Annotated in this window: 19 protein-coding genes and 1 tRNA gene; 16 read left to right on the top strand and 4 right to left on the bottom strand. The window is 69.8% G+C overall.

Annotated features, from left to right (window positions below):
* Positions 1-87: 87 nt before the first annotated feature.
* From HRC28_RS10945 to HRC28_RS10930, 4 genes are all read left to right on the top strand, one after another.
* Positions 88-777 (top strand): response regulator transcription factor, encoded by a 690-nt coding sequence (locus tag HRC28_RS10945; protein WP_182380105.1) that lies wholly within the window; start codon positions 88-90, stop codon positions 775-777.
* Positions 774-3,365, top strand: coding sequence for a DUF4153 domain-containing protein (locus tag HRC28_RS10940; protein WP_182380104.1), 2,592 nt, complete (start codon positions 774-776; stop codon positions 3,363-3,365). The genes HRC28_RS10945 and HRC28_RS10940 overlap by 4 nt, the downstream gene beginning before the upstream one ends.
* Positions 3,366-3,403: 38 nt before the next feature.
* Positions 3,404-5,014 carry a helix-turn-helix transcriptional regulator gene (locus HRC28_RS25145; protein WP_202033299.1) on the top strand — a complete coding sequence of 537 codons (1,611 nt, stop codon included), beginning with the start codon at positions 3,404-3,406 and terminating at the stop codon, positions 5,012-5,014.
* An 89-nt stretch (positions 5,015-5,103) separates the two neighbouring features.
* Positions 5,104-6,318 carry an NAD(P)/FAD-dependent oxidoreductase gene (locus HRC28_RS10930; RefSeq protein WP_182380103.1) on the top strand — a complete coding sequence of 405 codons (1,215 nt, stop codon included), beginning with the start codon at positions 5,104-5,106 and terminating at the stop codon, positions 6,316-6,318.
* Positions 6,319-6,346: 28 nt separating this feature from the next.
* On the opposite strand, the gene HRC28_RS10925 is transcribed toward HRC28_RS10930, so the two are convergent.
* Both HRC28_RS10925 and HRC28_RS10920 read right to left on the bottom strand, forming a co-directional pair.
* Entirely contained in the window at positions 6,347-7,225 is an 879-nt protein-coding gene (locus tag HRC28_RS10925; protein ID WP_202033298.1) for an LLM class flavin-dependent oxidoreductase, read from the bottom strand.
* Between the two features lie 17 nt (positions 7,226-7,242).
* Complete coding sequence (locus HRC28_RS10920; RefSeq protein ID WP_182380101.1) at positions 7,243-7,953, bottom strand: SDR family oxidoreductase; 711 nt, start codon at positions 7,951-7,953, stop codon at positions 7,243-7,245.
* A 182-nt stretch (positions 7,954-8,135) separates the two neighbouring features.
* Between HRC28_RS10920 and HRC28_RS10915 the strand changes: the two genes are divergently transcribed.
* From HRC28_RS10915 to HRC28_RS10895, 5 genes are all read left to right on the top strand, one after another.
* Entirely contained in the window at positions 8,136-8,945 is an 810-nt protein-coding gene (locus tag HRC28_RS10915) for an SGNH/GDSL hydrolase family protein (protein WP_182380100.1), read from the top strand.
* Between the two features lie 147 nt (positions 8,946-9,092).
* On the top strand, positions 9,093-10,757 hold the full coding sequence (locus tag HRC28_RS10910) for a lytic polysaccharide monooxygenase (protein WP_182380099.1): 1,665 nt from the start codon (positions 9,093-9,095) through the stop codon (positions 10,755-10,757).
* Between the two features lie 29 nt (positions 10,758-10,786).
* The gene (locus HRC28_RS10905) at positions 10,787-11,377 is read left to right on the top strand and encodes a hypothetical protein (protein WP_182380098.1); all 591 of its coding nucleotides are present in this window, start codon (positions 10,787-10,789) and stop codon (positions 11,375-11,377) included.
* 99 nt (positions 11,378-11,476) lie between these two features.
* Positions 11,477-12,097 (top strand): sigma-70 family RNA polymerase sigma factor, encoded by a 621-nt coding sequence (locus HRC28_RS10900; RefSeq protein WP_202033297.1) that lies wholly within the window; start codon positions 11,477-11,479, stop codon positions 12,095-12,097.
* A 1-nt stretch (position 12,098) separates the two neighbouring features.
* Complete coding sequence (locus tag HRC28_RS10895; protein ID WP_182380096.1) at positions 12,099-13,100, top strand: cellulose binding domain-containing protein; 1,002 nt, start codon at positions 12,099-12,101, stop codon at positions 13,098-13,100.
* 100 nt (positions 13,101-13,200) lie between these two features.
* Here HRC28_RS10895 and HRC28_RS10890 read toward each other — a convergent pair.
* Positions 13,201-13,274 (bottom strand) — tRNA-Met (locus HRC28_RS10890).
* A gap of 135 nt (positions 13,275-13,409) precedes the next feature.
* Here HRC28_RS10890 and HRC28_RS10885 point away from each other — a divergent pair.
* From HRC28_RS10885 to sph, 7 genes are all read left to right on the top strand, one after another.
* Positions 13,410-14,708: a D-arabinono-1,4-lactone oxidase gene (locus tag HRC28_RS10885; RefSeq protein WP_182380095.1), complete on the top strand. Its 1,299-nt coding sequence runs from the start codon at positions 13,410-13,412 to the stop codon at positions 14,706-14,708.
* Positions 14,705-15,952: an alanine racemase gene (locus tag HRC28_RS10880; RefSeq protein ID WP_182380094.1), complete on the top strand. Its 1,248-nt coding sequence runs from the start codon at positions 14,705-14,707 to the stop codon at positions 15,950-15,952. The genes HRC28_RS10885 and HRC28_RS10880 overlap by 4 nt, the downstream gene beginning before the upstream one ends.
* 9 nt (positions 15,953-15,961) lie before the next feature.
* Entirely contained in the window at positions 15,962-16,933 is a 972-nt protein-coding gene (locus HRC28_RS10875) for a LysR substrate-binding domain-containing protein (protein WP_202033296.1), read from the top strand.
* A 76-nt stretch (positions 16,934-17,009) separates the two neighbouring features.
* Complete coding sequence (locus HRC28_RS10870) at positions 17,010-17,846, top strand: MFS transporter (protein WP_237111794.1); 837 nt, start codon at positions 17,010-17,012, stop codon at positions 17,844-17,846.
* Positions 17,807-18,229: a hypothetical protein gene (locus HRC28_RS25350; protein WP_237111793.1), complete on the top strand. Its 423-nt coding sequence runs from the start codon at positions 17,807-17,809 to the stop codon at positions 18,227-18,229. Before HRC28_RS10870 ends, HRC28_RS25350 begins: the two co-directional genes overlap by 40 nt.
* Before the next feature lie 93 nt (positions 18,230-18,322).
* Positions 18,323-19,597, top strand: coding sequence for a discoidin domain-containing protein (locus HRC28_RS10865; RefSeq protein ID WP_182380093.1), 1,275 nt, complete (start codon positions 18,323-18,325; stop codon positions 19,595-19,597).
* Positions 19,594-20,559, top strand: a complete 966-nt coding sequence (gene sph / locus HRC28_RS10860) for a sphingomyelin phosphodiesterase (RefSeq protein ID WP_182380092.1) — start codon at positions 19,594-19,596, stop codon at positions 20,557-20,559. The genes HRC28_RS10865 and sph overlap by 4 nt, the downstream gene beginning before the upstream one ends.
* On the opposite strand, the gene HRC28_RS10855 is transcribed toward sph, so the two are convergent.
* The gene (locus tag HRC28_RS10855; protein ID WP_182380091.1) at positions 20,538-21,167 is read right to left on the bottom strand and encodes a trimeric intracellular cation channel family protein; all 630 of its coding nucleotides are present in this window, start codon (positions 21,165-21,167) and stop codon (positions 20,538-20,540) included. The genes sph and HRC28_RS10855 overlap by 22 nt on opposite strands.
* Between the last annotated feature and the right edge of the window lie 12 nt (positions 21,168-21,179).

Raw genomic sequence — 21,179 nt, 5'->3', positions numbered from 1 at the left:
CTGTTCCTATCAGGCACAGCCTGATCTCCACAGAACCTGCACACGTCGTGCACACCATCTGACCCTCGGGGCTCCTAGCCTCGGACCATGAGCTCGAAGCACCGGCTGCTCGTCGTCGAGGACGACGCGGTCATCAACCAGGCCCTTTCGGACCGACTCGAGGCCGAGGGGTACGACGTGGTCCGAGCCTGGGACGGCCCGGGCGCGGTGGCGGCGTTCGCCGAACACGACCCGGACCTGGTGGTGCTCGACGTCATGCTCCCCGGGTACGACGGCCACGAGGTGTGCCGTCGGATCCAGGCCGAACGCCCGGTGCCGGTGATCATGCTGACCGCCCGCGCGGAGGAGTCCGACGTCCTGGTGGGCCTCGGCGTCGGGGCTGATGACTACCTGACGAAGCCGTTCCGGATGCGCGAACTGGTCGCGCGGATCGGCGCTCTCCTGCGTCGGGTGGAGCGCGCCGCCGAACTGGTCGGACGTCGTCCGCTCGTCCTTGGCGCGCTCCGTGTCGATCCGGCCGCGCGGCGCGTGTGGCGCGACGACGACGAGATCCACCTGACGCCGACCGAGTTCGATCTCCTGGTGTGCCTCGCGGCCAGCCCGGGGGCGGTGGTCACCCGCGACAAGCTGATGGCCGAGGTCTGGGGTTGGCCCGGGGCCTCCGGCACCCGCACCGTCGACAGCCACGTGAAGGGGTTGCGGGCCAAGGTCGGAGCCGATCTCGTGCGCACCGTTCACGGTGTCGGCTATGCCCTTGAGATCGGGACCGGATCGTGACCACCCAGCCGCTCGCGCCGATCACCTCCCTGAAGGTCAAGCTCGGCCTGCTGGTCGCGGTGAGCGCCACCGTGGCCGCGGTGATCGCGAGCCTGGGGCGCACCGCCGGCGTCTCGGCCTGGCTCAGCGTCCCCGTCACGATGGTGCTCGCCCTTGCCGTCACGCAACTGCTCGCCGTCGGGATGACCTCACCGCTGCGCCAGATGACCGCAGCAGCGGGGCGGATGGCGACCGGTGACTACGCGGTCCGGGTGGACGACGGGTCGCGCGACGAAGTCGGTCAACTCGCCCGCGCCTTCAACACCATGGCCCGCGACCTGGCCGACGTCGACCGGCAGCGCCGCGAACTGGTCGCCAACGTTTCCCACGAACTCCGCACCCCGCTGGCCGGGCTGATCGCGCTGCTGGACAACCTGGTGGACGGCATCGCGCCGCGCGACCCTGCGTCGCTGGAAGCCGCGCTGCGTCAGGCGGAACGGATGAGCAACCTGGTCGAGGACCTGCTCGACCTGGCCCGCGTCGACGCCGGCCGAGCGCCCCTCAGCCCGGAGCCGGTCGACCTGTCCGCACTGCTCGCCGACGCGACCGCCGAGGCCCGCGTTCTCGGTCGAGCCGTCGAGTACGACGTCGAGGTGCCCGACGACCTGACGGTGCAGGCCGATCCGGCGCGGCTCGGCCAACTGGTCGCGAACCTGCTGGACAACGCGTCACGACACAGCCCCGCCGGCGGCACCGTCCGGGTGGTGGCTGCACTGCACGGCGACCGGGTGCGGCTCGAGGTGCACGACCAGGGCCCGGGCCTCGCGGCCGCCGACCGGGACCGGGTCTTCGAACCGTTCGGCACCCTCAGGGAAGCCGAGGGCGGCGGCGGCACCGGACTCGGTCTCGCCATCGCCCGCTGGGTGACCGACCTGCACGGCGGCAGCATCCGCTTCGTCGACCCCGAGGACGGCGTCGGCGCCCGGGTTCGGGTCGAACTGCCACTGACGCCGCCGGACCGGCCGCGCGCCGACGTACTTCCCTCGACCGCCCCCCTCACCCGTCCTCAGGAGGACCTCATGCCCAGCCTGCCCCCGCCACCCGCCAGCGCACCACCGGCCCCAGCGGGACCGTGGACCTCGACCTCAGCCCAGGTCGCGGCCCGTCCGCTGCTCGATGACCTCTTCGGCACCCTGTGGACCGACCGCGGAACGCCTGGTCGGCTCGGGCTGCTCGCCGCCGCCCTCGGCGTCGGCGTGTTCGCTGCCGTCGTGTTCCCCGAGCGCTCCCTCGGCCTGGGCACCAGCCTGGTCCTGCTGGCCGCCGGTGTCGTGGTGATGACGGCCAGTATCCGTCGCCGCGAGCCGTTCACGATGACCTGCGGAGCGCTCTGTGCCCTGTTGGCGCTGGTGCCGACCGTGCGCGCCGCCGAGTGGATCGCCGTGCTCTGCGTGTTCGTCGGTGCCGCACTCTGCACTGTCGCGCTGACCGGAGGACGTTCGGTGAGCGGGTTCCTGCTCTCCGGGATCGCGTGGCCGCTGGCCGGCCTGCGCGGCCTGCCCTGGCTGGGCCGATCCATCGGGCGACTGACCGGGCTGGGACAAGGTGCCGCACTGCTCCGGACCGTGGTCTGGTCAGTCCTCGGGCTGATCGTGTTCGGGCTGCTCTTCGCGTCCGCCGACGCCCTGTTGGCGGAGTGGGTCGACGCGCTCCTGCCCGAGCTCACGATGGACCTGTTCGTCGCGCGGATCTTCGTCACGGTCGCGGTCACCGCAGCCGTGCTCGGGGCGTCGTACCTCGCCCTGAACCCACCGCGCGTGGACCGGACAGCCGGCCACCCCCCGGTCACCCACCGCTACGAATGGCTCGCTCCGGTTGCCGTCGTGATCGTCGTCTTCGCAGCGTTCCTCACCGCCCAGGCCACCGTGGTCTTCGGCGGCCACGACTACCTGCGTCGTACGACGGGACTGACCTATGCGGAGTACGTGCACCAGGGCTTCGGACAACTCACCGTGGCGACGGCGCTGACACTGCTCGTCATCGCTGCGGCCGGACGGAAGGCACCACGGGAGACGGTGGCCGACCGCGCCTGGCTGCGCGGTTCATTGGGCCTGCTGTGCGTCCTGACCCTCGTGGTGGTCGCCTCGGCGTTGCACCGGATGGCGCTCTACCAGGAGGCCTACGGCTTCACCCGGCTACGCCTGCTGGTCGACGTGTTCGAGGGCTGGCTGGGGCTGGTCGTCCTCGCCACGATGGTTGCCGGGATCGCGTTGAACGGCGCGTGGGTGGCGCGCTTCGCCCTGGTGAGCGGCGCCGTTGCCGTCCTCGGCGTCGCCGCCATCAACCCGGACGCCTGGATCGCCCAACACAACCTTGACCGCTACGCCGATGACGGCAAGGTCGACTGGTCCTACCTCCAGGGGCTCTCGGAGGACGCCGTACCGGTCCTCGAAGACCTGCCGTCGGCGGAGCGGGCCTGCGTGCTGTTCGGCCGGGAGGTGCGGAACGACGACTGGCTGGAGTGGAACCTCGGCCGCGATCGCGCCAACCTGACCTCCGCCGACATCCCGCGCAGCGACGACGCCGTGTGCCAGGAAGTGACCCGGTAACCACGCTCTCGAGGTGCCAGCGGTGCCATGATCGGATGGTGGCCGCCAGCGAGCACGTCGAGTTGGGACGTGCCGCACTGCGCATCGGGGATGCGACCGGCGCACGGGCGGAGTTCGAGTTCGGGGAACCGACACCGGAGGTGCTCGAGGGCCTGGCCGCGGCGTCGTACGTGTTGGCGGAGTACCCGCGGGCAATCGAGGAGTTCGAGCGCGCCTACGCCGGCCACCGCCTCAAGGGTGACGGCGTCGGTGCGGCGCGCGTGGCGCGGACCCTGGGCTACATGCACGGCACGACCGCCGGCGACTGGGCGGTGGCCAACGGATGGATCGCGCGCGCGAAGACCCTGCTGGGGCAGCTGCCGCAGTCGAGCGAGCGGGGCTGGGTGGCCCTGACCGAGGGCATGTTCGCCGAGGCCCGCGAAGCGAAGGAGACCGCCTTCCACACGGCCATCGAGATCGGGCGCGACAACGACGACCTGAACCTCACGTTCGCGACCATGTCCTACCTCGGCGCGAGCCTCGTCCACGGCGATCACACCGAGGAAGGCATGGTGTTGCTCGACGAGGCGCTCGCAGCGGTGGCAGGTGGCGAGGTCGAGGACTTCATCATCATCGAGGAGATCTTCTGCCAGCTGTTCTCCGCGTGCGAGTACGCCCAGGACGTGCACCGGGCCGAGCAGTGGATCCGGGTCGGCGAGCAGATCGCCGAGCGGCGCGGGCTGCCTGCGGTGAGCGCCTACTGCCACACCCACTACGGCGGCATCCTGACGGCCGCAGGCAGGTGGCCCGAAGCGGACGTGGCCCTCACCGAGGCGGTGCGGCTGTGGGCCCTGGGCAAGCGCACGCTCAAGGCCGGTGCCTTGATCCGGCTGGCGGACCTGAGGGTCAAGCAGGGCCGGTACGACGAGGCGGCCAGCCTGCTCGAGGACCAGACCGACGGCGAGGCCGTACTCCCCCGGTCAGCGCTGCACCTCGCGCGCGGGGAGTCGACGATCGCGCTGGACCTGCTGAAGCGCACGGCGCAGAAGACAGACCCGGGCAGCGGCGCGTGCGTCCCGTTGCTGGCGCAGCTGGTCGAGGCACAGCTGGCCTGCGGCGAGGACCCCGAGCAGACGATCGCCGATCTCGCCGCGTGCGCCGAGTCGCACCGGACGCCGTACACGACAGCGTTGGTGGCGCTCGCCCGAGCGCACGCTGCGCAGGACGATCCGCGCGTGTGGCTCCGGGACGCCCTGGACGGTTTCACCCGGACCCAGTTGCCGTTCGAGATGTCTCTGTGCCGCCTCGACCTCGCCCGGGCCTGCAGGCAGGAAAGTCCCGAGGTCGCGGTCGCCGAGGCGCGCGCCGCGCTGGCCGTCTTCACGAAGCTCGAGGCCGCACGGTACGTCGACGCGGCATCCGCGGTGCTGCGTGAGCTCGGCCAGAAGGTCGCTCCCCCGCGGTCCTCCGGCCAGGTGCTCACCAAGCGCGAGGCCGAGGTTCTCCAGTTGCTGGGGGACGGACTCTCCAACCCCGAGATCGCCGAGCGGCTCTTCATCAGCCGCAAGACCGTCGAACACCACGTCGGCAACCTGCTGCTCAAGCTCGGGCTCCGCAACCGCGCCGAGGCCACCGCCTACGCCGTACGACGAGAACCAGCCGGCAACTAGGGGAGTTCCCCGATACCCGCCTCGCTTCGACCAGCGACGGTGGCGTGAAGGCCCGATTCCGCGCCTCATCGCCCGTCCGAGGAGAAGCCATGAACTACGACGCCATCGTCATCGGGGCCCGCGCCGCGGGTTCGCCGACCGCCATGCTGCTGGCCCGCAAGGGCTACCGCGTGCTCGCCGTCGACCGCGCGACGTTTCCGAGCGACACCCTCTCGACGCACATCGTCCACGCTCCGGGCGTCGCCGCGCTCAAGCGGTGGGGACTTCTCGACGCGCTGGTCGAGTCGGGCTGCCCGCCGATCGACGGGTACCGGTTGGACTTCGGTCCGGTCATCATCAGCGGAACCAGCCGACCCGTTGAGGGCACGACCACGGCCTACTCCCCGCGTCGGACCGTGCTCGACGCGATCCTCGTGGCGGGTGCCCGCGCGGCAGGGGTCGAGGTCCGTGAGAACTACAACGTCGACGAGATCCTGGTCGAGGACGGCCGGGTCGTAGGGATCCGAAGTGGCCAGCGCGAAGACCGGGCCGGGATCGTCATCGGCGCCGACGGCCGCAACAGCCGTCTCGCCAAGGCCGTCCACGCCGAGGACTACAACACCAAGCCGCGCCTCCAGTACTCCTACTACGCCTACTTCAGCGGTCTGCCGACCGACGGATTCGAGATCTACATCCGACCCGACCGAGGCTTTGCGGCTGCCCCGACGAACGATGGCCACACCATGGTCGTCGCCGGCTGGCCGTACGCCGAAGCGCAGGCCTACAAGGCCGACGTCGAAGGAAACTTCCTCCAGACCCTGCAGTTGGCGCCCGAGTTCGCGGCACGCATGGCGAAGGCCACGCGGGAGACGCCGTTCCTCGGCGGAGCTGTGCCGAGTTGGTTCCGCAAGCCGTACGGCGACGGGTGGGCACTGGTCGGCGATGCCGGCTACAACAAGGACCCGATCACTGGCCAGGGCATCAGTGACGCCTTTCTCGATGCCGAACGATGCACCAACGCGATTCACCAGTGGCTCAGCGAGGGCAAGGAATTCAGCGAGGTAATGGGCGCCTGGCACCAGGAGCGCGACACCAAGGACATGCCGATCTACGAGTTCACCGCGCAGCTCGCCACCCTCGAGTTGCCGCCACCGGAGATGCAACAGCTCCTCGGCGCGGTGCAGGGCAACCAGCAGGCCATGGACGGCTTCGTCAGTGTCATCTCGGGAGCGGTGTCACCCGCCGACTACTTCTCCGAGGAGAACGTGGGGAGCATCTTCGCCGCGTCGCGGGCCTTGGTTGGTTCCTCGTCGCCGGCGACCTGAACACCGGCTCGGTTCGTCGTACGGACGCTCAAGCCAGGAGATCCGCCACCAGCGCGACCTGGCGTGGGTCGTCGCTCGTCGGGATCAGGTTCACCTCGTCGGCACCGATCGCTGCGAAGCGGGCCAGGAGGTCCCGCAGGTCGGCCAGGGTGCCGGCGAACCCCGCTGTCGGCGCCAGCGCATCGACCAACGTGGGCGGCAGCCAGTTCATGTAGTGCCGTAGGTGCCGGTGGATCTGGCCGCGCGGGTCGTCGGACGTCTCTGCGAGGGCGAACCAGAAGGACGTCGTGAGGCGTGGTGCCTCTCGGCCGGCAGCCGCCCAGGCCTCCCGGGCGACGTCGAACAGCGTCGCCGTACCGGAGACGTCGGTGCCGTCCAGCGCCATTCCGGCGAGACCGTCGGCCCAGCCCGCTGCATGACGCAGGGTCCTGGGCCCGTGGGTCCCGACCAGGAGCTCGGGACCACCGGGCCGGTGAGGACGGGGACCGACCGGCAGCGTGGCGCCAGTCAGGTTCTCGCCGTTCCAGACCCGCCGGAGAGTGCGGGCACGCTCGGCCAGGTCCGCCATGGTGCGATCCGCCAGATCGGCGCCGACCGCGGCGTAGTCCTCATCGCGACCGCCGACACCGAGCCCGACCGAGAGTCGGCCATGCGACAACCGGTCCCCCGTCGCCAGCGCCTTCGCCAACAGAACCGGGTCATGCAGTTGAGGTACGACGACCGTCGTGGTGATGCGGACGCGACGGGTCCAGGCCGCCACCGCGCCGAGCAGGGTGAGCGCGTCGGGGTTGTCGAAGGCGATCCGTTCGCCGAAGCAGAGCGAGCTGAACGGTCCTTCGTCGATCCGCTCGGCCCATTCCTGCAGGCTGTCGGGACCGATGTCCGGCTCCATGACAGGCAGGGTCATACCCACGCCCATGGAACTCACCACACGACACCGCGATCGACCACGAGGTTGGCCCCGGTCACCGAGCGCGCGACCTCGGAGGCGAGATAGAGCAGTGCCTCGGCCACGTCCTCGGGCGGCATGAAACCGGGGATGACCGACTGGCTCTTCGCGATCAGCTCCCAGTTCACGTTCTCCGGCAGACCGGCCGCGGCGGCCTGGATCATCGGGGTCTCGATCCCACCCGGTGACACGCAGTTCACGCGGACACCGCGAGTGCCCAGCTCGACGGCGAGTGCGCGCATGCCCAGCAGCAGCGCCGCCTTCGAAGCGCAGTACTGCGCGTTGTACGGCTGACCCATCACCGCCGAGATCGAGGCGACGGACACCACGTTGCCCTTGCTCGCCACCAGAGCCTCCGAGAAGGCCTGGGTGAGCATCAGCGGCGCCAGCGCGTTGACGTCAAAGTGCTTGCGCAGTCCCGCCGGGGTCAGCTTCCCGATCTCCGCGAACTGCTGGATTCCGGCGACATTGCACAGGACGTCCAGCCCGCCGAGCTCGGCCAGCGAGCTCTCGACGAAGGCGTCGCGTGCCGCATCGTCGGTCAGGTCACACCCCACCACCCCGTCGGCCGCGACGACATCGGTGGCCACGACCCGCGCCCCCTCGGCCCGGAACAGTTCGGCAACGACGCGGCCCAGGCCGCCGGCAGCTCCAGTCACGATGACGCGACGATCAGTGAAACGCATGAGCCACACCCTAGAACGTGTTCTAGTTCTTGTCGCCTGCTGGCCGAAAGGAGCTGATCGCTGTCCCATTGGCCCTTCCCCGTGATGGTGCGATCTGGGTAGCCGAATGGGTAGAACTCCGGATGTGCCGGACCTACGCATCGGGCGACTCTGGACTGACTTCCCACAATGAGGTGGCCGTCATGACCCAGCAGCAGGCAACTCCTGACTACATCCGCTTCGTCGCGCTCGGAGACTCCGCCACCTACGGCCTGGGTGACCGGGTGGGCGGTGAGTGCCGCGGCTGGGCGCGGCTGCTGGCCGACGCGATCGGCGAGACCCACCACGTCTCGTTCTGCAACCTCGCAAAGCCCGGTGCGGGTGTGCCCGACGTACGACGCGAGCAGCTGGCCGACGCGGTCGCCCACCAGCCGGTGATCGCTTCCCTCGTCGTTGGCCTGAACGACGTGATGAAATCGACCTGGGAACCGATCCGGATCCGCGAAGAGCTGCTCGAATGTGCCGCCGCGCTGGCTGCCACCGGAGCGGTGATCATCACGGTCCGGTTTCACGACCATGGGCAGGTCCTCGGCCTGCCGCGCTGGCTCGCGCGGCCGATGGCCCGGCGGATCGCCGTCCTCAACGAGATCTATGACGAAGTGCACGCCCGGTTCGGCCTGATCCGCGTCGATCTCGACTCGGACCCGATGACCGCACGCCGAGAGTTCTGGTCCGCTGACCGCCTTCACCCTTCCGAGCTCGGGCACCGCCACCTCGCGCGCCTGGCCGCGCGGGAGCTGAACACCGAGGGCCTCGCCTTCGGCCCGCCGAGCCGGCAGTGCGGACAACCCGTGGCCACCCGGCGAGAAACCGCCCGCATCCTCGCGAAGGAGGGTGGTCCATGGATCGCACGGCGCGTGCGGGACCTCGGCCCCTGGGCTGCCCGTCGTGGCGTGCACCGAGTCCGCGACCGCATCACAGGCAAGCCAGCAGCCGCCATGCTCGCGCCGTGACCTCATCGGCTCCTCGCCAGCCGGTGTAACGCTCCTCTCCCGATCGGCGAAGTGCCAGTAGCGGGCCGGCGTTTCGACCGGCCCGCACCAAGGGGAGGCAGACGGCCGTTCGGTTCTCCAGCGGCTGGCTGTCCGGGAGGAGCACAGATGGATGCATTGTCGAAGCACGTTGCTTCGAAGCGGAAGCCGTGGCGAAGGGCGCTGCCGCTGGCACTGGCAAGCGCGGTAGTGGCATCGCTACTGGTCCTCGGTGGCGCTGAACCCGCCCGGGCCCACGGCTACGTCGCGGGTGGGGCAGTGACGTCCCGGGCAGCCATGTCGGCGAACGCGGACCGCGGCGCGGTGCAGTACGAGCCGCAGAGCCTGGAGGCTCCGAAGGGCTTCCCCGCGGCAGGCCCCGCGGACGGCCAGATCGCGTCGGCGGGCGGCAAGTTCGGCGGGAACCTCGACGCCCAGTCGTCCACCAGGTGGGCCAAGAACCCGGTCCGGTCCGGCCCGATCGCGATCACCTGGACCTACACTGCCGCGCACGCCACGTCGCAATGGCGGTACTACCTCACGACTCCGGGATGGGATCAGAACGCACCCCTGGCCCGCAAGGGGTTCGAGCTCATCAAGACCGTGGACCACGACGGGTCGAAGGCGTCGAACAACTTGACCCACTCCGTGACGATCCCGGCGAACCGCACCGGCTACCACGTACTGCTCGCCGTGTGGGACATCGCCGACACCGCGAACGCGTTCTACAACGTCATTGATCTCGACGTGAGCGGCACCGCCCCGCCGGCGGACGTTCAAGTGCCCACGACGCCCACCGGACTCAGCGCGTCGGCGACGTCGTCGGCGGTGTCGCTCTCCTGGTCGCCCTCCTCGGACGACGTGGCCGTCAGCGGCTACGAGGTGTTCCGCGACGGCACCAGGATCGCCACGACGACCACGGCCGGCTACGCCGACTCGTCGGTCAAACCCGACACCTCGTACCGCTACGAGGTCCGCGCTGCAGACGCCGCCGGCAACGTCTCGGCCAGGAGCGCGTCGCTCACGGTCACGACCAAGGCCGCTCCGGCCCAGGACACCGCGCCACCAGTCGCTCCCGTCCTGCACGCGCACGACCTCACCTCGACCAGCGTGAAGGTCCACTGGGAGGGCTCGACCGACGACACGGGAGTGACCGGATACGAACTGTTCCGCAACGGGTCGAGGATCCTCAGTACGGGGTCCGGCACCAGCACCTACGTGGACCAGAGCCTTGCCGGTGAACGCACCTACGGTTACACCGTGCGCGCCCTCGACGCCGCCGGGAACGCATCAGCGCCGAGCAACACGGTCACGGTGACCACCCCGAAGGCATCCGACCCCGATCCCACGGGTGACCGGGAAGCTCCGTCGAAGCCCACCGGCCTGGCGGCCACCCTCACGACCGCGACCCAGGTCGCGCTCAGCTGGCGAGCGTCGAGTGACAACGTCGGCGTGGCTCGCTACGACGTCTATCGCTTCATCGAGCACGGTGCGCCCCGGACGAAGGTCGGGACCACCACGCAAACGAGATTCACTGACTCGGGCCCGGACGCCGACACCCGCTACCACTACCTGGTGTCAGCGGTCGACGCCGCGTGGAACGTCACCGACAGCGACGTCCTGCACGTGATCACTCCAGGCGCCGCCACCCCGGCGACGTGGAACCCGCGCGGCACCTACGCCAAGGGTGATCTGGTCACCTACCAGGGCCAGATCTACCAGGCAGTTCAGTCGCACACCGGGAACGGCGACCCAAACTGGATCAACGCGCCGTCCCTGTGGTTCCGCCGCTAGCGGAGGGACGCGCAGGACGGGTCCGGTCGGTGCCGCAGGCGCATCGGCCGGACCTGCTGCGCGGCCCTCGTCGGAGATCCGGGGCGCATGTCGCTGGTCGTCACCTCGCGGCCCCAGCAGGAGTCGTCCCCTACGGCGTCGCTGCCGCCGTGATCACGGCCGGGTGGGCGGCAGCGATCTGGACTTCACAGCACCTCCAGACTGGCCCGGTCGTGCAGCACTGCGCGCTGTTCGTCCACCTGGCGTCGTTGGTCGTCGGGTTCGGAGCGGTGATCACCGTCGACTGGTTCGGCGCCCAATGGCTGCTGAGGCAACGGAGCCTGGGCGACGTCCTCAACGTCATCTCTGGCGCCCATGGCCTGATCTGGGTCGGCCTCGCCGGGCTGGTTCTCTCGGGGAGTTTCCTCGATCCCGACGTCGAAGCCACCTGGACCCGGGTGAAACTCGTCATCGTCCTGGTCGTGGGCCTCAACGGCCTGCACGCACACACGTTGCGCCACGCCCTCGAGGGAGCCGACACCATCGGCCCGTCCGTCCTGCGCCGTGCGGCGGCAGCGGCGCTCATCTCCCAGGCAGGGTGGTGGACGGCCGCCCTCATTGGCTATGGCAGTACGGCCTGAGGTTTGTCACGCATGGTGATCATTGGCGACAATCCGGGCGACCCTGCCCACGTCCCGGGCAGGCACCGACAAGGCGGGCTACGGGGAGCTGAGGCGAGGGTGACCCTGGACGACCGACCTGGTCGCCTCCTGAACGACGAACAGGTGCCGCTCGTCGGGAGCGACGCAGACCTGATGGACCTCTTCTACCGTGAGCACAACGAGGACATGAAGCGATTCTTCGCGCGTCGCACCGCCGACCCGCATGAGATCGCGGACCTCACCGCGGACCTCTTTGTCGCCGTGATCAAGCACGCCCATCGCTACCGGCCGGAGGCCGGGCGGCCCATCGCCTGGCTCTACGGCATTGCCCGCAATCTGGTGGCCGACTCCTCGCGCCGCCGCGCCCGCCGGTTCCGGGCCGAGTCGAAGATCCAGGGTCGCCGGCTGCTCGACGAGACCAGCGCGCTGCAGATCCTGGAGCGGGTGGAGTCGGAACGGGCGGCGCGTGATCTGTACACCGCACTCGACGTCCTCTCACCGAAGGACCGGAGGCTGATGGAGTTGGTCGCCGTCGACGGGTGCTCGGTGGTCGAGGCGGCTGCAGTGCTCGAGATGAAACCAGGGAACGCGCGCGTCCGGTTGCACCGCAGTCGGGCGAGGCTCCAGCGGGAACTCGACAACCCTTTCCTTCTTGACGACGAACCCACGGCAAACTCCTCCCGGGCGACGGAGGCATGAAGTGACCGACAACGACATGAGTCGACTGCCAGCCCTCGACGCCTTCGATCGCCAGCTCATGCTGCACCTTCGGGGCGAGATCCAGGACCGCGGCAGGCGCCGGAAGTCGCGGCTACGACGGGCTGTGGCTGGGGCAGGGGTGCTCGCCGCCGCGGTGGTGGCCGCGATGACGGTGTCGCTCGGATCTCCGGCCTTCGCCATCGAGCAGTCCGCGGACGGCGGGGTGGTCCTGACGATCAATCGCCTGGAGGATGCGGGCGGCGTGACGGATGGTCTCGCGGAGCACGGCATCCGCGCTGAGGTGGTCTACGGCGCGCAGAGTCCGGGTCGGGAGTGCGTCGGCTCTCGCTCTGCGGCTGCCTTCACGACGAGGATCGACGACGACGCACTGGTGCTGCGGATCCCGCCGGAGTCGGTGTTGGCAACGCGGGAAGGCGTTCTCCGGATCATTGCGACGCAAGGGTCCCTCGACTCGGTGCGGGTCAGCTACGACGTGGCCGGCGTCCCCTGTGCATCTGCCCCTGGGACCGGGACACCCGGGCCGGACCCCGAGTCGACTCCCGGTGCACCGTCCATCGAACCGACCCATCCGGCGTCGACCGGCCCGGACGCGAGCAGCTCGCCGAGGCCGTCCCCGTCGCCCACGAAGACCGGCGACACGGCGTCACCCACGGCGGAGCCTTCACCGACTCCCGGCGTGAGCAGGCTGGTCGTCACGTTCACCACGACGTCGGACTGGGACTCCGGGTACGTCGGCCAGTTCACGCTGCGCAACCCGACGAACCATCCGATCACGGACTGGGTGCTGGAATTCGAGTTGTCGCAGGCGGTGGAGATCGTCCACCACTGGAACGCCGCCCTCACGCGCGCCGGGACCCGGGTCACCGCCACGGCCGTCACCGGCACGGAGTCGATTCCTGCCGGCAGCTTCGTGACCGTCGGGTTCGAGGCCCTCGGCACGTCGCGCCCCGCCAACTGTCGGATCGACGGGGCTCCCTGCTGACGGCGTGCGAGGTCTCCCGACACCGAGGATCATCACGTTGGCGTTGACCCGAAATGCATTCAGGCCCAAGATCCGAAGATCCTGGGCCTGAACTTTTTTGTAGCGGGGGCAGGATTTGAACCTGCGACCTCTGGGTTATGAGCCCAGCGAGCTACCGAGCTGCTCCACCCCGCGTCGGTGAACACAACGTTAGGGCATCACTCAAGGCCAACCAAATCCAGGGGTCACGGGATCCACAAGCCGGACCGGTGAATCCCGCTCGGAACGGGTGTTTCACGCCGCCGTACGACGACACCTAGCGTCGTTCGTATGGACACCTGGACGAACTGGGCGGGCGACGAACACTGCACGCCCGCCGTACTCGAGCAGCCAGCGACCGTGGACGAGGTCGTCGGCGCCGTGCGGCGTGCCGGTGAGGACGGGCGCACGATCCGGGTGGTGGGTGCCGGTCACTCCTTCGGCGACATCGTCTGCACCGACGGATCCCTGATGACGCTCGACGGCCTCACCGGCCTGCTGCACGTGGATGCGGACGCCGGACTGGTGCGGGTTGCGGCCGGCACCCGGCTCCACGAGCTCAACCGGCTGCTCGACCTCGAGGGCCTGGCGCTCGCCAACCTCGGTGACATCGACTCCCAGAGCGTCGCCGGCGCGATCTCGACGGGCACCCACGGCACCGGTCGGTTGCTCGGCAACCTCGCCACGTTCGTCGAGTCGCTGCAGCTCGTCACCGCCGACGGTACGGTGCTCGAGGTCTCGGCTGCCGAGTCCGAACTGCTCGCCGCGGCACGTCTCAGCCTCGGCTCGCTCGGGGTGATCACGGCCTACACGCTGCGCGTCGTACCCGCCTTCAACCTCCAATCCGAGGACCGTCCCCTCGCCCTGACCGAGGTGCTCACCGACCTCGACGACCTGGTCGACAGCAACGACCACTTCGAGTTCTTCTGGTTCCCGTTCACGGACACCGCGCTGACCCGCGCCAACAACCGCACGGACGAGCCGGAGAAGCCGGAGAACCGCTTCGCGAGCTACGTCAAGGGAACGCTCGTCGAGAACAACGTGCTCGACCTGGTCTGCCGGCTGGGGCGGCGACAGCCGCAGCGAATCCCGCAGCTCAATCGCGCGATCACGAAGCTGCTGCCGTCGTCGACCCGCGTCGACCGGAGCCACCGGGTCTTCGCCAACACCCGTTCGATCCGCTTCAACGAGACGGAGTGGGCCGTTCCGCGGGAGGCCTGCCGATCGATGGTCGAGGACATCCGCGCACTCGTTGAGCGCCAGGACCTTGCCGTGAACTTCCCGATCGAGGTTCGCTTCGTCGCCGGGGACGAGGCGTCGTACCTCAGCCCGGCCTACGGACGCGAGACCGCCTACATCGCCTTGCACATGTACCAGGGCATGGCCTGGCGGGGCTTCTTCGCCGAGGCCGAGCGGATCGCCGCGGCGTACGACGGCCGTCCCCACTGGGGCAAGCGACACGGTCTCGACGCGACCACGCTCTCGCGTCTCTACCCCGAGTGGGAGCGCTTCCAGAACCTCCGGGGCAAGCTCGACCCGGACGGCCGTTTCGCCAACGACCACGTGCGCCGCGTGTTCGAGGCACGATGAGCACCGCCGTCGACACCTTTGCCCTCGACCACGGCCGACCGACCAGCGGCGTCGGCTACCCGGCCCTGGAAAGCGCCACCGCGCACCTCGAGCCACCCTTCGCGGTGATCGACGTCGACGCGCTCCAGGCCAATGCCCAGGCGATGGTGCGCCGCGCAGCCGGCAAGCCGATCCGGCTCGCGACCAAGTCCGTTCGGTGCCGGGCCATCACCCGCGCCGTCCTGCAGACCGAGGGCTACGCAGGGATCCTCGCGCTCACCCTGGCCGAGGCTCTTTGGCTCGCCGAGGACTGCGATGACGTCGTCGTCGGCTACCCGACCACCGATGCCACCGCACTTCGCACCCTCGCTGGCAGTCCGGAACTGGCCGCCCGCGTCACGATCATGGTCGACTCGACCGACCAGCTCGACCTCGTCGAGAACGCGATCGGCAGCGTCGTCGGCCCGGGCAATCACCGGATCCGCGTGTGCATCGACCTCGATGCGTCCCTCCGTTTGCTCGGCGGCCGGGTTCACCTCGGGGCTCGCCGGTCCCCCGTGCACACCCCGGAGGCAGCTGCGGCGCTCGCCCGCGACGTCGTACGACGCCCCCGCTTCCAACTCGTCGGGCTGATGGCGTACGAAGGCCAGACGGCAGGAGTCGGCGACAACGCGCCCGGGTCACCGCTGGGCCGACTCCAGATCCGGGCGATGCAGCGTGTCTCGGTGAGCGAGCTCGCAGCGCGCCGAGCGGAGGCCGTGGCCGCCGTCCAGGCCGTCGCGCCGCTGGAGTTCGTCAACGGCGGTGGCACCGGCAGCATCGAGCAGACCGTTGCCGAAGCGGCCGTCACCGAGGTCGCCGCGGGGTCCGGGCTCTATGCGCCGGTCCTCTTCGACCGCTACCGCTCCTTCCAGCCGCACCCCGCCGCCTTCCACGTCCAGTCCGTCGTACGACGTCCGGCGAGCGACATGGCGACGGTGCTGGGCGGCGGCTGGGTCGCCTCGGGGGCCGCAGGGCGCGACCGGCTGCCGACACCGAGCTGGCCGACGGGGCTCGAGCTGACTGCGACCGAGGGCGCCGGTGAGGCCCAGACGCCACTGCGTGGTCCGGGGGCCGCCGACCTGAGCGTGGGCGACCGGGTGTGGTTCCGGCACGCCAAGGCGGGCGAGTTGTGCGAGCGCGTCGACGTGCTGCACCTGGTCCGGGGCGACGCCGTCGTCGCGACCGTGCCGACCTACCGGGGCGAGGGCATGGCGTTCCTCTGACCGGACGGCTTGAGCCGTTACGATCCAGGGATCACCGACCTGCACACGCGCAAGCTGCGCTACTTCATCGCCGTCGCCGAGGAGCTGCACTTCAGCCGCGCGGCCGCGAAGTTGTTCCTTGCCCAACAGGCCCTCAGCCGGCAGATCCGGGAGCTCGAGGACGAGCTCGGCGTCCCGCTCTTCATCCGGAGCACGCGCAAGGTCGAGCTGACGGCGGCCGGCGAGGTCTTCCTCGCCGGAGCTCGCGCTGCGGTCGACGCCCTGGACGAGGCGGTGACCATGGCGACCCGAACCAACCGGGCCGTGACCGGCACCCTCCGCCTGGGCTTCTTCCCCGGCGCGGCGCTCGAGCTGACTGCTCCCCTCGTCACCGAGTTCCGCACTCGCTATCCCGACGTGACCATCGAGATGCGCGAGTCACCGGTGCTTGACCCGTCCTGCGGCCTGATCGACGGCACCTCGGACCTCGCCCTCGTGCGCCTGCCCGCAACTGTCGAGGGACTGTGCACCGAGACCCTGTTCACCGAGCCCGTCGTGGTCGGCGTCTCCAGTGGGCATCCCCTCGCCCACCGGTCGAGCGTGACGGCTTCCGAACTGCTCGACCTGCCCATCACCCTGTCGCACACCGTCGATCCGGTCTATCGCTCGTTCTGGGTCCTCGACGGCTTCCGCGCCGACGGCCCGGCACCGCAGATCGTGGCGACCAGTTCGATCACCGAGGAGGCGCAACTGGTGGCCACCGGCACCGCCGTGTGCGTGACGGCCGCGGCCGCAGCGCGCTACGTCCCGCATCCCGGCATCCAGTACGTGTTGATCACCGATGCCCCGCGGTCCGAGCTCGCGCTGGCCTGGCGCGAGGGCGCTGAGTCCCCGCTCATCGAACGGTTCCGCGCGTGCGCCCTGGAGGTGCGCGACCTCGAGGTGGAGATCGTCGACCTGATCGAGAACCCCTACCGCGCGACCCCGGACCACGCCGGCTGATCCACACTGCTTTCCGGTGGATCAGGGCCGGAGTTGGTGTTTCCCTCCGCGCCAGCCCGCTGCGACGGTGGGCCCCATGCCTGCTGATCCCCTACCGAGCCGCTGGTCCGTCATCGCGGCGTACGCCTTCGTGGCCGCAGCAACCCAGTTGCTGTGGCTCAACTTTGCCGGCGTCACCACCGTTTCCGCCGATCACTACGGCGTCTCCGAGACCGCGATCGGCTGGCTGGCGCAGGTCTTCCCGCTGCTGTTCATCGCGCTCGCAATCCCGGCCGGCGCGTTGCTCGACCGCTGGTTCCGCGGCGGTCTCCTGGCCGGCGCGCTGCTCACTGCGGCCGGGGCGCTGGTGCGGGTCGTCGGCGACGACTTCGGATGGGTGCTGGCCGGGCAGGTGCTCATCGCCGTCGCACAACCCTTGGTGTTGACCGCCATCACCGGTGTGACCAGCAACTACCTGGCCGAGAAGGACCGGCCCACCGGCATCGCCATCGGCACCGCGAGCACCTTCTTCGGCATGCTCGCCGCCTTCGTGCTCGCGTTCGTCTACTCCGAGGGAGCCCAGCTCCGCAACCTGGTCGTGGTGTCCGCGGTGATCGCGTGCACGGCGGCGGGCGTCCTCGCCACCGCGCTGCGCGGCACCCCACCCCAGCTCGCCGCCGATCGTCGATCCGATCGACCCACAGTGCGGTCCGTGTGGGCCGATCCGTTCGTGCGGCGCCTGTGCCTGCTGGTGACGTTGCCGTTCGGCACCTTCATCTCGCTCACCACCTTCGCCCAGCCACTCCTGGAGCCGGCAGGCGTCTCCGCCGACGCCGCCAACCTGATCCTGATGGCGAACGTCGTGGCGGGCATCGTCGCTGTGCGGTGGTGCCCGTGCTCGCGGCACGTCTGGGCAAGGAGGTGGCGTTCATGATCACCGGCATGGTCGCCGCGGTGCTCGGCTGCACCGCGCTGGCGATCGCGCCCGGTGTGGCTGTCGGCTTCCTCGCCCTGGTGGCCATCGGCATCGCCCTGGTGCCGGCCCTGCCGATCGTCCTCGAGCTGACCGAGCGTCGTACCGGCGAGGCCGACGGTCTCGCGTGCGGGCTGATCTGGATGGCTGGCAACCTCGGCGGCCTCGTCGTCGCCACGGTGGTCGGCCTGCTCGTCGACCTACCGGCGACAGCCTTCCTCGTCACCGCAGCGGCAGCACTGGTCGGTGTCCCCTGCGCGATCTCGCTGCGGCACCACATCGCAGAGCTGCCCTCGCTCGCCACCCCCACGGCGCAGCCAGGCATTCACAACCGGATCGCGTGAATCGGTCCGGGAATGGGCGTTTCCCTCCACGCCCCGGCGAAGCGAGAGTCAGGGGGTCGGTGTGAGACCGACGCCACACCGAAGGAGACCCCCTTGCGCGTCCTGTCCCTGACCTCCGCTCTGGCGCTGGCTGCCGGCGTCCTCGTCGTTGCATCGCCCCAGGCCCACGCAGCTGACGTCCCCGGTCCCGGAGTCGGCCACTACGTCGCCCTCGGCGACTCCTTCACGGCCGGTCCACTGATCCCCAACATGTCCTCGCTGCAGTGCGTCCGTTCGACGAACAACTATCCGAGCACGCTGGCGGTCAAGCTCGGCGTCTACTACGAGGACGACCGGTTCTCCGACGTGTCCTGCTCCGGAGCAGACACGACGTCGATGGCGGGTGACTTCACGACAGCGATCGGCACCACCGTGGGTCCACAGTTCGACGCGCTGCGGCCCGACACCGATCTGGTCACCCTGGGCATCGGCGGGAACGACGAGGTCCTCTTCGGCACCCTGATCCGCGAATGTCCGACCCTTCGCGACACCGACCCCACGGGCAGCCCGTGCAAGAACGCCTACACGGTGAAGGGCGTCGACACACTGGCGGCCATCGTCCCCCGGACCCAGAAGCGCGTGGACGACGTCATCGACGGGATCAAACAACGCTCGCCGCACGCGAAGGTCCTTGTCGTGGGCTACCCCCGGCTGATGCCCGCCGACGGCACTCCCTGCCCCGACCTCACGATGGCCAACGGGGACATCTCGTGGGCCGACGGCCTGGAGCGCAAGCTGAACGCTGCGCTGGCCAAGGCCGCGGCAGACAACGGCGTCACCTACGTCGACACCTACGGCCCGTCCCTCGGCCACGACGCCTGCGCGGGCGACGACGCCTGGGTGCAGGGTGGCTACCTCAACCTGCTCGAGAGCATTGCCTGGCACCCCTTGCGCGCCGGCATGGACGCCGTGGCCCAACTCGTCCACAACAAACTCAACGGCGTCGACCTCGCGGCCGGGCGCCTCGTCACGGCGTCCTCGACGCAAAGCGGCTACGCCCCGTCCAGTGCCGTCGACCAGGACCCCTACACCCGGTGGGCCAGCTACTACTGGAGCGACGGCCAATGGCTCCAGGTCGACCTCGGGACCCGCAAGACCATCCGCCGACTGGAACTCAACTGGGAGTACGCCTTCGCCAAGGGCTACCGCATCCAGGTGTCTGACAACGGCAGCACCTGGCGCACCGTCTGGTCGACGATCAACGGCGACGGCGCGCACGACACCGTGCGATTCGCCGCAACCACCGCCCGCTACGTCCGGATCGTCGGCGATCAGCGCGGCACCGGCTATGGCATCTCCCTCTACGACGTCGAGGTGTACGGATCGTGAGGACCACCCTGCTCCGCACCGCCCTGGTCACCCTCGCCAGCGTGGCGCTGGCCGCGACATCCACCGTGGCCGCGCCCCTGTCGGCTTCCGCAGACGAGACTCCGTCACCCGGACCCTTCCGCGTGCTCACGCACAACGTCATGTTCCTCGCACCGCTGATCGGCGGCATGGCGAACCCGACCCGAGCCAACCTGATCGCCGAGTCGGACTACGTCACCGGGTACGACGTCGTCGCGCTCAACGAGGCCTTCGACAACGGGCCCACCGATGCCCTCATGCGCGGCCTCGCAGCGGAGTACCCCCACCAGACCCCGGTGCTCGGACGTTCACGAGCAGGCTGGGACCAGACCCTCGCGCCATGGACCTGGCACCTCACACCGGAGGACGGCGGAGTGACCGTGCTCAGCAAGTGGCCGATCATCCGTCAGGTCCAGTACGTCTATGGGGACGGCTGCGGTTTCGACGCCCTCTCCAACAAGGGCTTCGTCCACGTCACTCTCGACGTGCGCGGTCAGGCCGTCCACGTCGTCGCCAGCCACACCCAGGCCGACGACTCCCTGTGCTCGGACCCGGCGGCGGTCCGTGCCTCCCAGTTCGCCGAGCTGGACGCCTACCTCGACGGCCAGCACATCGCGTCGGACGAGCCCGTGGTCATCGCCGGTGACCTCAACGTCGACCGGGCCACACCGGAGTACGCCGCGATGCTGGCGGCCACGGACACCATCCCCCCGACGTCGTACGACGGCGAGGCGCCCAGCTTCGATCCGGCGGGCAACTCACTGACGGCTCACCGCTACCCCGGGCTGCCCGGGCAGGACCTGGACTACGTCCTGCTGCGCCGGACCAACCAGCTGCCGGGCCCGTGGACCAACACCGTGCTCACGCCCACGTCACCGCCGTGGACCTCAGGCGGCAAGACCTTCGACGACTACTCCGACCACTACCCGGTCGCCGGCGGCTGATCCGGTCCGGTACGAGGCACCGGAGCAGCCCACCCCCGGCGAATCGCGAGCAGCCGCCAGCCGATCGTCACGGCGGCTGCTGGCCCGATCATCACGGCCGGATCGATGCCCAGTTCGACGCCGGTCGCGGCCACCGCGGCCCCCGCGAGAGCGGGAATCGCGTACAGCTCGCCGTACCGGAAGATGACGGGCACCCGGCCGACCAGCAGGTCGCGGATGATCCCGCCGCCGACTCCCGTCAGCATCCCGAGTGCGGCCGAAGGTGCTGGCCCGAGGCCGAACTCCTGCGCCTTGAGGGCACCAGCCACGCAGAACAGGCCGAGCCCGAAGGCATCGAACACGTTGATGACCCGTTCGAGTCGCTCCACAGCGGGATGCCACGCGAAGGTCACCAGCCCACCGATGACCGGCACCAGCAGGTAGCGCCAGTCCTCGATGGCGGGCGGCGGAACCGCACCGATCACCAGGTCGCGGATCACACCGCCACCGAGACCGGTGGCCATCGCCAGCCCCACGACACCGACGATGTCGAGCTGGTTGCGCACCGCGACCAGCCCACCCGAGATCGCGAAGACGAAGATCCCGACGAGGTCGAGGGTCAGGAGCATGGCTGCCCCTGA

It is taken from the genome of Nocardioides sp. WS12 (assembly GCF_014108865.1).
Lineage (GTDB): Bacteria > Actinomycetota > Actinomycetes > Propionibacteriales > Nocardioidaceae > Nocardioides.
Note: the sequence above shows the minus strand (reverse complement) of the source record. Positions and strands in the feature narration are given on the sequence as shown.